Origin of the sequence: Chitinophaga sp. (assembly GCF_039596135.1) — a bacterium.
Classification (GTDB): domain Bacteria; phylum Bacteroidota; class Bacteroidia; order Chitinophagales; family Chitinophagaceae; genus Chitinophaga.
Genome location: NZ_JBCNKH010000007.1, coordinates 133,676 through 146,070, shown reverse-complemented (window position 1 = coordinate 146,070; position 12,395 = coordinate 133,676). Strand labels below are relative to the sequence as shown.

General features: G+C 47.1%; 5 protein-coding genes. 1 reads left to right on the top strand and 4 read right to left on the bottom strand.

Features of this window, described 5'->3' with window-relative positions:
• Nucleotides 1–16 precede the first annotated feature (16 nt).
• Complete coding sequence (locus ABDW16_RS07635; RefSeq protein WP_343668822.1) at nucleotides 17–781, top strand: hypothetical protein; 765 nt, start codon at nucleotides 17–19, stop codon at nucleotides 779–781.
• Between the two features lie 43 nt (nucleotides 782–824).
• On the opposite strand, the gene ABDW16_RS07630 is transcribed toward ABDW16_RS07635, so the two are convergent.
• The 4 genes from ABDW16_RS07630 to ABDW16_RS07615 form a co-directional block, all read right to left on the bottom strand.
• The gene (locus ABDW16_RS07630) at nucleotides 825–2,297 is read right to left on the bottom strand and encodes a RagB/SusD family nutrient uptake outer membrane protein (protein WP_343668821.1); all 1,473 of its coding nucleotides are present in this window, start codon (nucleotides 2,295–2,297) and stop codon (nucleotides 825–827) included.
• A 12-nt stretch (nucleotides 2,298–2,309) separates the two neighbouring features.
• The gene (locus tag ABDW16_RS07625) at nucleotides 2,310–5,429 is read right to left on the bottom strand and encodes a TonB-dependent receptor (RefSeq protein WP_343668820.1); all 3,120 of its coding nucleotides are present in this window, start codon (nucleotides 5,427–5,429) and stop codon (nucleotides 2,310–2,312) included.
• Between the two features lie 236 nt (nucleotides 5,430–5,665).
• Nucleotides 5,666–9,940, bottom strand: a complete 4,275-nt coding sequence (locus ABDW16_RS07620; protein ID WP_343668819.1) for a sialate O-acetylesterase — start codon at nucleotides 9,938–9,940, stop codon at nucleotides 5,666–5,668.
• Nucleotide 9,941: 1 nt separating this feature from the next.
• Nucleotides 9,942–12,263 (bottom strand): TIM-barrel domain-containing protein, encoded by a 2,322-nt coding sequence (locus ABDW16_RS07615; protein ID WP_343668817.1) that lies wholly within the window; start codon nucleotides 12,261–12,263, stop codon nucleotides 9,942–9,944.
• Nucleotides 12,264–12,395: the final 132 nt, after the last annotated feature.

The following is a 12,395-nucleotide window of genomic DNA, read 5'->3' as shown; positions in this document are numbered from 1 at the left end:
CACAAAACTGTTAATAATGAAAAACTATATTATACTGTCACTCCTGTTACTGGCCTGTGCTTTTACAGCCTGTACCAAAGAAGACGAAGAGAGCATGGGCTCTCCCACCATTGCACAGTCCAGTCTGAAATTTTCTGTTACACAGAAAGATGGGTATGACAATATCATTTACCTGAATAGTCAGACGAGTGGTGGATACATTCCATTCTGGCAATATACCGGTGGATTCTCTAAGAAAATGCAGGATACGATCAATTTACCTTTTGCAGGTAACTATTGGATTAAGTATACCGTGTATACTTCCGGTGGCCCTGTAGGTGACTCTACACAGATTACTGTATCAGAGAATGATCCTCAATATTTCAGTAGTGCATTGTGGAACCTGCTGGCGAATGGTGCGGAAGGCAGAACATGGGTATGGGCTGTAGATGTGCCTACACTCTATTGCTATGGTAATGGTCCCGGTGATGCGACTACGCCTGCCTGGTGGACGAACGGAGAGAGTTACCTCGTGTCAAAGGGTGTAGCGGCTGATGAAATGACTTTTGACCTGAATGGTGCGAAGAACTTTACCTTCAATCATAATGGTACGAAAACCAAAGCCATCTTTGACCTGGATACTACGGCACATACAGTGAAGATAACAGGTAGTGATATTAGCCTGGGTACGAAAGCAACGTATACGATTGTGAAGCTGAATGAAAATGAATTGACGCTGGTGGAACAGGGAGATGGCTGGAGAAACATCTGGTTATTTAAAAGAAAAGGATATACTTATTAAGGGTGATATAGGGGCCGGCTGTTTAGCCAGCCCCCTTATGTGTTTACTCATAACCGGGATTCTGATAATACAGGCCCGGTTTTATTTGCATTTCAGATTGTGGAATAGGATATAGTTCCTGCGTCACATCTATAGATTTTGAATAGTTTGTTTGTAACCACGGGTTCATTACGTCCAGGCACCTTCCTGTTCGCACCAGGTCTCCCCAATAAATACCTTCCCAGGCCAGCTCATGTCTTCTTTCAGTTTCGATCAGCAACCTGAATTCAGATTGAGATACACCGGATATGCTTGCCAGCCCTGCTCTTGTTCTGATCCGGTTCACCAGGTTCAGTGCTTCTGCTGTAGGACCACTGGTCTCGTTTACGGCCTGTGCATACATGAGCATAACGTCTTCTGGTCTTAAGATCGGGAAGTTGATCCCCCAGTCAGAATTACTGAGAATGGAAGCGGCGGCAGAGGAGTCAAGGTACTTTTTGAAATAGTTACGCTTTGTCATCACCCCCGATTTGTTCCGGTACACAGTGTCAAGAATAACGAACTCTCTTTTATCGCCGGTTTCGAAACTTTTGATCAGGTCATCGGATGGAAAGCCTTGCATATAGTAGGAACCATAAGGCGTGATCTTTGTATCCATATCGAGTGGAATCACTTCGCCCGGAACAGGATTGCCTAATCCTTTACCACCAGATAAATATTGTACTTCGAAGAGGTAATATTTATTATCGCTGGCTGTTTTAAAGATCTCTGCATAAGTGGCAGCAAATGTCCAGCCATTATTTTCTGCATTCAATACCTGTTTGAATACATTAATAGCGTTGGTGTAATTTTCTGTTTTATTGAATGGATACCCTGCCATAAACATGTATGCGCGGCCTAATAAACCCAGGGCTGCAAGTTTGGTAGCCCGGCCTTTGTCCGTACCGCTGTAGCTGGTTGGTAACAGTGTAGCAGCTGTGGTAAGTTCGCTCACGATAAAGTTATAGATGGTATCTGCGCCTACACGGGGATAAGTGAGGGCTTCTTCTGACGAAACCGTATGATCGATTAAAGGCACTGCACCAAATGCTTTTACTAATTCAAAATAAGCTAAGGCCCGGAGGAATTTACATTCTCCTTTCATCCTGCTACGCTTCGTAGTATCTGTGAATGAAATACCATCTATTTTGTCCAGCACCTGGTTTGCTCTTTCTATTAGTTCGTAGTCATTCGTCCAGGCAGTTTGCAAAGTACCCAGGGCAGACGTGATTTCAAATGCAGAAAGGCTGAAGTAATCCCGCGCAGCATCCTGCCTGTCTACATAGTAGTTACTGGAACGTACTTCTGAAAGGTATAAATTGTTGACATCAGGAAAGGTGAGCAGTTTGTTGTACACGCCACTGACTGCCTGCACAATGTCATTTTCAGTCTTATAAAAACTGCTTTCATTCTGATTGGAGATGGGCGCTGTATCCAGGAAGTCTTTATTACAGGCCGCCAGTATGATGATGCAAATGATTGCGATAATATATTTCATGTGGCTCATTTTTTATAATCCGATATTAATACCCATGCTGTACGTGCGTGCAGTCGGATAACTGGACCAGTCGCTCAGGTAGTCGTACTGAAAGGCTTCAGGAGAATAACCGCCGGAGTAGTTGTCATGCATCCAGAGGTTGTCTACACTGAAATACAGCCTTGCATTACGGATACCTTTTACAATACCCGGGCGGAAAGTGTAGCCAAGGGTGAGGTTTTTAATTTTGTAAAATGCACCGCTGTAGAGCCAGCGGGTATCGTACAGGCTGGCAGTGGAAGCGTCGATACGGGGCGTCTTGCCATCGCCGGGTTCACTTACACTGCGAAAGCGGTTGACCCACACCTGTTTTGCATTGTAGTTGCCTAAGCCTGTGGTAGGACGGTCAATGTTACGGCCAAACATGCTGAAGATCTGGTTGCCCCATTGCCCCTGCAATAAGAAAGACAGGTCAAAGCGCTTGTAACTAAAGCGGTTGGTCATGCCCCAGGTGTAGTTGGGATCAGGATGGCCTACTTCGGTCATATCATTGGCATCGATGGTGCCGTCTTTGTTTACGTCTCTGTACACTGGGTCACCAATGATGGTACTGGTTCTTTTAGGCAGGTTTTTCAGCTGTTCTTCTGTTTGGTATACGCCTATTGCATCGTAGAGCACATAGGAGTATAATGGCCTTCCTACGGCTATTTTTACAGTGCTTTCCCAGCCGGTGTAGATGGGGGTATTGTTGTTGTTTAGTTTTACGACCTTATTTTTGTTCCAGGAGAAATTGAGAGAAGTTTCCCAGTTGAAGTTTTTAGTATTGATGTTTCTTGAGTTCAGGTTGATCTCATACCCCCAGTTTCTCACCGAGCCGATATTGGCATTTTCTTTTGTATAGCCGGTCGCCCTGGCTACAGGTACGCTGAGCAGCAGGTCTCTCGTCATTTTGTCGTAATAGTCGAAAGATACAGAGAGACGGTCTTTTAGCACACTCGCATCGAAGCCTACGTCGTTGGAGGTAGTCTTTTCCCAGCGCAGGTTAGGGTTGGTGATGCTGGTGACGGAGAAACCGGTGCTTTGTGCCTGTGTTTCACCAAATACATAGTTGGTGCTGGTCACCAGGCCAATGGCGGGGTAGTCTCCTCCTATCCTGTCATTGCCGGCAATGCCCCATGCATAGCGGAGTTTCAGGTCACTGAAGATGTGTCTTAGCCCGCTCATAAAATTTTCATCACTGATTCTCCAACCGATAGAAGCTGCTGGGAATGCCCCCCAGCGGGAGTCTTCACCGAAACGGGAACTACCATCCTGCCTGAAGCTCACTGACAACAGGTAACGGCTATTGTAGTTGTAATTGACACGACCAAAGAAAGAGGCCAGTGTTCGTTTGGATTCTGTGACACTTGATGCGGTCACTGTAGAGGAACCCTGGTCAAAGGTGTACAGGTTATCATTGGCAAATACTTTGTTGGTTTGCGCGGTGTTCGCCACATTATTGTTTTCTGTACTTGCACCGGCAATGAAGTTAAAGCCATGTTTGCCCAGCTGCTTATCGTAAGTAAGCAATGCCTGAAAGAGGTAATATTGTGTACGGGCAGTTTTGCGGGTGGCCGTACTTTGAGAACCTTCGGCAGCTGTACGCCTGGCAGAAGTAACGGAGGTAGGCTGGTAATATTTATAATCACTGCTACTGCTGTTCCAGGCACCGGTCAGGTTAAGGCGGAGGCCCTTTGCCAAAGAAGCATTGATGTACATCTGGGAGAGTAACTTCGTAAGCTCAGTTTTGTTCAGGGTCTTTTCCATCACTTCCACAGGGCTGATCTGATCTGCTACCCAGCGATAGGCATCGGTACCAATAGAGCCGGAATGCACACCTACCCCTTTTTCCTGTATAGGGGCTGTACCGGCTACTGAAGGGCCAATGCCCCCACGTCCGTCAATGCCCGCACCGTCTGTCCATGAGATGGATGGCGATAACTGCAGGCCGACTTTTACCCGCTCGCTGAGTTTCACTTCCATGTTAGAGCGGAAGGTGTAGCGTTTGTAACCGGTGTTCACTGCCATCCCATCCTGGTCCATGTATTCACCTGATAAGAGGTAGGTCACATTTTCATTGCCACCAGAGGCAGAGAGGTTGTACTTCTGCATCCAGGCGGGCTGGAAAAATTCATCCTGCCAGTTCACGTAGTCAAGGCTATCTGTACCATATGCCCAGTAAGGGTCATACATATAGGTGGTACTGGCCAGCTTATGTGTGTTGGCGGTGGTGCCTCCTAATTCGGATGCACGAAAATCCATGTTATCACTGGCCTGGTAATTTTTCCCTTTTGTTCTGCCAAGGGCTACCCAGGAGGAGTCGATAAGATCTTTCTTGAATTGGATCCATTGCGTGGGCGACATCATGTCGACTAATTTCTCAGGCGCCTGCCGGGCATAGTTAGCAGAAAAGGCAATGACGGGCTTACCACTCTGCCCTCTCTTTGTGGTGATGAGCACTACTCCATTGGAACCCCTGGCCCCGTAGATGGCAGCAGCCGATGCATCTTTGAGCACATCTACAGATTGTATGGTAGCAGGATCAATATCGCCTAAGTCTTCCACAGGTACCCCATCCACAATGTACAAAGGGTCATTGCTGCCGGATACGGAGGCGGCACCCCGCACCCTGATCTGCAGGGCTGCACCGGGGGTACCGGTGATGGATTGTACCTGTACACCCGGCATCTGGGCGGCGAGTGCCTGGTCGATGCGGGTAATGGGCCGGTCTTTGATCTGTGTTTCACCGATAGATGCGACAGCACCTACCAGGTTCTTTTTGGCCACACTGCCGTAACCGATCACTACCACTTCGTTTAATCCTTTGTTTGCTTTGGATAAACGGATAGTGACATGTGGTCCACTTACGGGAACCTCTTTTGATTCATAGCCTACGTAAGAGATGACGAGTATGGCATTGTCCGATACGTCGAGCGTAAATTGTCCCTGGGCATTGGTGGTGGTCCCTTTGTTGGTGTTTTTCACCTGAACACTCACACCGATTAATGGTGTCTGATCGGCATCGTCCACGATTTGTCCTGTGACCGGGGCGAATGCGGCATGGAGGTATTGCCCCAGCAGGAGCAATACTGCCAACAATAAAATTTGTTTCATAACGCTTTCGTTGGTTGATACTAATTGAAAAAGATGAGCCATACTACCAGCGCGGTAGCAGATATAATAAGGATGAGCAATAGTTTTTCCAGACGTTTGAGACGCGCGAGCCGTTGTTGTTGGTAATGCGATTCCATGAGGTAAAAATAGGCGGCGGCTGAGGGGAGAACAATGGAGAATCGTACTATTTCATGTAAAAACTGATGGGGGTGGCCTCCCGGCCACCCCCACCTTAATTAATTATCTGTTTTAAAAGGACTCGCAGGTAGCCCTGCTTTATTATATAAATTAGTGCTGGGATTGCCGGCCCATCCATATCCTACAATAGCAGGCTTTGAAATCTCCGGCGCTGATACGATCACCGTATTCCCATCAATGCGGGCATTTGCAAATACAAATTTCTGATCCGCCCCTGCTATCGCAAACCCCTTCAGTGTATCTCCTTTCACCATCAATCCACCATCAGTATGTTCAAAATACAACCTGATCTGTTTTCCCTGTACTTCCATCCTGGTGAATATCGGACCACTATAAGGATTACCTTTCCCGTATGTTTTCGCGCCCGCTATTAATGCCAACCGCAACCCTATCTCCTGCTTATTCTTCGGGTGTATATTCCCCGGATCCTCCGGGTTCGCATTATCTATCGCCACTGCCATTCCGCTATTAGGAATACTTAAATTTTCCAGCTGTGCCTGTCTGATCAAAACCGTTCCATTCTCTTTTACCGGCAATGAATCTGGCTTACCATAATTCGCTAACTGTACATAATAGAAAGGAAAATCGCCCTGATGCCATTCCTCTCTCCAACCCGCTACCAATGTTTCCATAAGAGAGCGGTAAATGTCTGGATTGTTTGCATTCGACTCTCCCTGGTACCAGATAGCTCCTTTGATAGTATAAGGAATCAACGGCGCCACCATCCCATTATACAATACCGCCGGGCTATGCTGATCGTGTTCCGGATTGGGATCCTTCGGACTCCTTGGTGGATCTTTATGTTCCGCTTTTGCCACAGCTGCATCAGCGTCCCATTTTTCCATCGCTGCTTTATATTTTGCACGGGCTGTAAAGCTGGTATCATACAGGGCCTTTCTCTGCGCATATGCATCTAATAAAGGCTGGAAATGATGTGCGGCCAGTTCTTTTCTGCTCACCCATGCCTCTGCTGTACTTCCACCATAGGCTGTCGTGAGCAAACCAACAGGTACCTGCAACTGCTGTTGCAGATGCCGTGCAAAGAAATAAGCCGCCGCAGAGAAATGGCCTACGGTAGCTGGTGAGCATATTTCCCACTTCCCTTTCACATCAGTCTGAATCGTATCTGTAGGTGTAAAGTCTGTATCAAACACACGAATCAAAGGATAATTAGCCGCCGCTACTTCCGCTGCCTCATTGTATACCCCACACCAGTAGCGATCTTCACGGGCTACTGTCATATCCATATTAGATTGTCCTGAACACAACCACACTTCTCCCAGGTAAATATCAGACAAGCGGATATTATTTATCGCCAGCGTATACGGACCACCTGCTTTGGCGGTAGCCAGTACCGCCTGCCAGCGGCCATCTTTACCTACCGTAGTGGCAATGGTTTTATTATCCCAGCTATTGCGGATGGTCACCTTTTCGCCAGCTATCCCCCATCCCCATATGTTCACGTCAGCATTTTGTTGCAGCACCATATGATCACCCACTACTGCAGGTAACCGTAATGTAGTCGGCTTTAATTCATCCGGACTATCTTTGGTATACAGGTTTATTTTTTTAGACGCCCCCGGTCTGAACAATTCCTGTATCACCGGCAACTTTACTTCCACAGCAGGTTTGAAGTTGGCAGACTGCATATACTTCAGTAAACTATACTTTAGCTGCCTGGTCACAATGCCTTCTTTATTCAGATCAATACTGCTGATGATCAGGCGTCCCTTCCCTACTTTCGCCTCCACTACCATTCCCAATCTTCTGTTCAGGAACCAGGTATCTATATTCTGTACCAACGGTGTCAATGTAGCGGGAAAGTTAGACAACTCCATGACCTGTGTATTATTCACCAGCTCCCACCATTGGTAGTTACTGTAATAGTCAGTAGGAAAATCTGCAAATGCAGCATGTTTAGGATTACATAAGATCCCTAATGTATGTGGCGGACGCATCTTAAACCAGGAGGTATTCCAGAATACAGGCGTGAAACTCTGCACCACTTCGCGGCCCTGCTGGATCTTTCCTGCCGCTAGTAACAATACCTTACCTCCATCCTGCAATACCTTTTGCGCAGCGGCATCTAAGGTATCGCATACATGAATCCCTTTTTCAGCAATATCCAATGTCGGTGCATATACCCACAAAGGCCAGCTGTTACTAATCTCCGTGCCATCGAGACTAATTTCCAAACTGATATTTCCAGTAAACCGTAAAGGCAGATGCAGATTACCCAAAGGAATATTATCACCTAACGGAATATCTGCCGCCGGGAATGTGCCTTGCTGTAATACCTTTCCGGCTTTATCTTTTATGCTCCATACAGGACGAACACCCCGCAACGCCTTTTCTCCAAAATTCGTCACCGTTATGGCCGCATGCAAAGTATCATTGCTGGTGTATACAAATTGCTTCATCCTTGCCAGCAGTACGGTGGGACTACAGAACCGTCTCCATTCTTTATCATTGATATAAGGCTTATCATTCCAGAAGGGATCCAATACACCTACCAGCGCTGTTCCCTGCCCCGGGTAATCATTGATGGATAATAACTGGAAACCTGCCAGCCCCGGTGTACGCAGCGCTGCTTCTATTTCTGCCTTATAACATAGCACCTGTAATTTTCCGGAAGCCATGAAGAAATCCCTTGCCTGTGCACCCATATGATGCGCTGTAAGCTGGTCCCGGAATATTTCAAAGTTCTTTGCTTTATATAACCCTGTATATTTAGGAATTTCAGTAAAATCAGGATATACACACCACTGCCCCATTTCATGACTCACATACGGTACATGAAAGTCTTTGATGCGCTCATAATAATCAAAATCACTACCCGGCAATGTAGACCACCGCAAACCACGGGCACCTGCTTTCACCATGTATTCATTATCCGGCACCAACGGCCAGCTATTGCCTACAGAAGCGCCTGTGTATACCCGCCTGCTATCTTTCGCTTTCCAATATGCAATGAACTGTGTGAGGTAATCTACCTGGTGCCCACCCTTTGGTTCATTGCCATATGCCAGCATACAGAAAGATGCATAGTTGCCATATGCTTTTGTTATGCGATTGGTTTCGTCATAAATATATTGATCTACAGGCAGGCCGTCCCCCAATGAAGTACCGTGGTTTGCCCAGCTGGGTCCTTCAGGCTGCAGGTAAAAACCAACTTTATCAGCTGCACTGAAAGCAGCTTCCGGTGGACACCAGGAATGGAAACGCATGTGATTGAGGCCGTATGATTTTGCTTTCTGAAAGATGCGTACCCAACTTGCTTCATCCATAGGCGGGTAGCCTGTTAAAGGGAATACGGCATTGTCTACTGTGCCTCTTAAAAATACAGGCCGGCCATTGACCATAAAGCGGGTATCGTAGATGTTGAATTCCCGCATGCCGAAGGTGATATTTTTCACACTCTTCTCCCCATTGGCCGGCACCATTTGCACGGTTAAATTATATAAATGAGGATGAAACTCATCCCACAGCAACACATCACTTCCCATTGGATAATCAATCACAATAGCAGTCGTATCATTATTCAACTGAAACGCAACTTCCTTAGACGCTACATTATTTGCCGCAATTAAAAACTTCCCTGATACTGCACCCTTCTCTTTTTTGCCTGCTAATAATTTAATCTTCACCAAACTATGCTTCACATCCGGGTATACCTGCACATCCTCCATCCACACCGTGCTCCCTGCATTCAATTCCAGCTTTCCTATCGTACCGTTCCAGTTCCCCTGCGTATGGTCCGTCAAACTATGTGAATCAGGCCCTACATTAATCTCTTTGATCCTATTATCAATCCGCACCAAAATCGTATGCCGCCCCGGGCTTAACAACGCAGATAAGTCATACACATGCGGTGCACTCATACTATTCTGCATCCCGGCCCGCTGCCCATCTACATACACTACTGTCTCCCAGTGCGGCCGCTCCATTGTAAATGTAATCCGCCTGCCTTTCCAGTCTGCGGGAATATCTACCACCTTTTTATACCAGGCCGGCCCTACATACGTCTTTGCCGGCGTGAGCCAGAAGGGGAATTTAATATTTCCCGGCACCCGGTATTTCGCCATTTCAGGATTGAAGTACCAGGAGCTATCATAAATGCTCCCTGTCCACCGCGTGTTTACCGACACATCCGCCCCTTTATTATTTTCCAGCATAGAGCCCGGCAATTTTATGGTGCTCCATTGTCCGGCAGAGTCCGTGGTGAACTGCCATTCCCCTTTCAGGGAAATCGTTTGTGCTTTTACAGACAGCATACAGCCAAGCAGCAGTGCTATCAATCCTGTTTGTTTCATATCAGTTAATGACTATCGTATTTTCTTTGGTAGCATCGATGCCTTCAATCATATATACCTGGTTGGTAGCATCGTAATGTCCCTTACCACTGGCAGGTGCTTTTTCTACATGCACCCTGAGGGTAAAGGTTTTGACAGGAGCGTTATATTTCCCTTCAGGTGCACTGATGTGAAGGCGGCAGGCGCCATTGTCTGTCCGCTGATCTATGTGGGTAATGGCATAGATGCCCTGCTGGTATTGCAGGCTTTTGCCATCATCGGTATACAGATCGGCACTACCTGTTCCCGGATAAATTTCCAGTATTATATTGTCGATCACGCGCTGGCCTACATACTGTACTACCTGTTGCCTGGGAATGATGCTGCCTGCTTTGATGAAGATAGGTACTTTGTCAAGCGGGCATACGGCATTCAGGTAACTCCTGCCATTATAATGCTTACCTGTCCAGTAGTCGATCCATTCTCCTTTGGGCAGGTATACAACACGTGTGGCAGCCCCCTTTTCCGTTACCGGGCATACCATGATATTTTCCCCAAGTAGATATTGATCTGTGATATTGTATACATTCACATCATCCTGATAGGTGAGCACAAGCGCCTGCATAATGGGCGTACCTGTTTTATACTGATGATAGCTGGCGCTATAAAGGTAAGGCAGCAGGCTATATCTCAGTTCGTCATATTGCTTAAAAATGTCGGTCGCTTCCTTGCCATAGCGCCAGGGTTCTTTATACCCGGGATGATCCATCCCAAATAATAAGGCCACAGGACTCAGCATCCCGAATTGCACCCAGCGAACATACAACTCCGGATCGGCAGGTTGCTCAAAGCCCCCCATACAATGCGCCCAGTAGCCAACACCGGATACGCCTATATTTAACCCTGCTTTGATTACAGGACCAAAGTACTGCCATTGACTGGGCCAGTCACCCGCAAAAATGAAAGGGAACCGCTGGATACCAGTATAGCCCTCGCGGGTCTGGTTCAAACCACGTAGCTGGTTATAGGCGGCAAACTGTTCATACGCTGCCTTTGCATATGCAATTGGGAATACATTATGTAATCGCTGGGCTTCCGGACCACCGGGGCCTGTCTTTGCACTTTCATTGGCAAGGGCGCCAAAGGCACTGCCTTCATCTGTTTTGAAGAACCGCGCACCTGCTGCCGCCACTTTCATAGCCGCATGGTTCCACCACCAGCTCACAGCTGCAGAGTCAAAGTAGTTGATAAATTCACCGGGGTTGTTGGCCTCCGGGTAGGTGTAATGTAAATCCCTGGCCGTGTCTAACAACTTGAACCGGGTGCCATTGTCTATCCTTGGCCGGATATGCAGCCCCACCATATTATAATGTAAATTATACAGCGTGTCGAACATCGCTTTCGGATTGTGGAAGGTTTCTCTCCATTCAAAAGACGTGGCCCCCTTACCTCCGTTCTTACCAAACTGCCGCCATGTAGAATCTAAGAAGAGAATATCTACCGGTATACCCATTTTTCTAAACCGGCGGGCCAGCTCTATCACATAAGCTGCAGACGTCAGTTCCTCATGCCCCCAGGTGCCGCCGCTATAAGTACCTACATGTAAGCCAAGGGCAAATTGCGGTAACAAAGGCGACCTGCCGGTCAACTGGGTATACAGATCCAGGATGCCCGTAAATTGAGGACCATATATAAAATAATATTCCAGCGGCCCCTGCGCTGCTGAAAAACTGTATGTATCTGGTTCGGTATTTCCCATATCCCAGGTAGAATTGTAGGTGGTATGGAGAAAGATGCCATATCCTTTCGTACTCATAAAGAAAGGTACCGGGCTATAATTTGCCTGCAGCACATTGTAAGCACCCACGATATGTGGTTTCTCTTTTCCCCTGCCCACTTCCAGTTGCACTTTCTTGCCCCGCTGATCCAGGAAGTCCATGCGCTCCCCAAAACCAAAGAAGTGTTCATCGGCCTGCAGGACATTTTTTACCCCGGAGGAGTCGTCACCTTTCCCGGCAGAGAGCAGCTGGCCATTGGCGGTGTAAACTTCCAGCTGCCCCCTGGCACCAATTACCAGCCGGAGACTGACTGTACTGAGCTGTAATTTCCCATCACTGTCATTGACCTGTACCTCCACACTATCCCAATCGTACTTATTGACCATTAGGTTTTCTTTGAGGGGGACTCCATAACTGATCCGGAACATGGCCGATGTACAAAATTCCAGCCGGAAAGATTGAGTAGCAGTGTGGATTTGAAATGCATTCTGTAGCCGGGTATATTGCTGTGCCCGGGCTGGCATTATCACATACAAACAAATTATTGTAACTATAGACCTGATCATACCTTCAAATCTATCTCCTATATGAATATTGTGCAATGGATAATTGTAGTAAACCCTGTAAATATGTGGTCAGCGGCATGGATAAATTGACAAAAGGATGGAAAAATGTGCGAAAAGGTGTTAATAAGACAC

What these genes read in the sequence shown, in the direction of transcription:
- ABDW16_RS07635 (WP_343668822.1), top strand. Translation starts at nt 17, where the DNA reads ATGAAAAACTATATTATACTGTCACTCCTGTTACTGGCCTGTGCTTTT.
- ABDW16_RS07630 (WP_343668821.1), bottom strand. Translation starts at nt 2,297, where the DNA reads ATGAAATATATTATCGCAATCATTTGCATCATCATACTGGCGGCCTGT.
- ABDW16_RS07625 (WP_343668820.1), bottom strand. Translation starts at nt 5,429, where the DNA reads ATGAAACAAATTTTATTGTTGGCAGTATTGCTCCTGCTGGGGCAATAC.
- ABDW16_RS07615 (WP_343668817.1), bottom strand. Translation starts at nt 12,263, where the DNA reads ATGATCAGGTCTATAGTTACAATAATTTGTTTGTATGTGATAATGCCA.
- ABDW16_RS07620 (WP_343668819.1), bottom strand. Translation starts at nt 9,940, where the DNA reads ATGAAACAAACAGGATTGATAGCACTGCTGCTTGGCTGTATGCTGTCT.